At 40.0% G+C, this 565-nt stretch carries 1 protein-coding gene; it reads left to right on the top strand.

Annotated elements, in window-relative coordinates; all coding sequences use genetic code 11:
- Nucleotides 1-542: hypothetical protein (locus VHA02S_RS25075; protein ID WP_248842433.1), on the top strand; the 542-nt coding region annotated here is incomplete at its 5' end.
- Nucleotides 543-565 lie beyond the last annotated feature (23 nt).

Raw genomic sequence — 565 nt, 5'->3', positions numbered from 1 at the left:
AGCCAACTGGAGGTAATTTGAAGTTTCAAGTTAGATACAACCCACATTCAGACCTGGCTAATTTAGCTCAATATCAACTTGATTGTATTGAGACGAAAAGTAGTTCTGGTCATTCCAATGGTATCAGTATGGATATGCAAGCATGTTTAATCTCACATGCATTTCTGGCTGAGGCGTTAATAAATATGGCGGGTTTTGGCTTACTCCGAGAAAGTTTCAAGGAAAAGAAACCGTATCATTGGAAACGAAAAAAAGTTTTCTCGATTTTAAATGTCGAGCATATCGAAGGGTTACATGAAGTCCTTGATGCACTTCAAGAAGCAAGAAATAGTTTGGCACATGCAAAGCCCGATAGGTATGAATACGATCTGGGTGACAGTGAGGACGAATTTGCAGTGTTTAAGCGACCTTATGATGAACTCTTGACGATTGAATTTCTTAAGCATGCAAACTCAGCTCTCGATGAGCTGTGGTATGAAATGGGAAATAACGAGGACATAGAGGACTACGGGTTAATTACCTCTGCGGTAGAAGTTGGCTAACAAATTGTTCAAGAGTGATTCGG

The sequence above is a fragment of the Vibrio harveyi NBRC 15634 = ATCC 14126 = KCTC 12724 genome (assembly GCF_001591145.1).
GTDB lineage: Bacteria > Pseudomonadota > Gammaproteobacteria > Enterobacterales > Vibrionaceae > Vibrio > Vibrio harveyi.
This window is presented reverse-complemented; position numbering and strand designations above follow the sequence as displayed.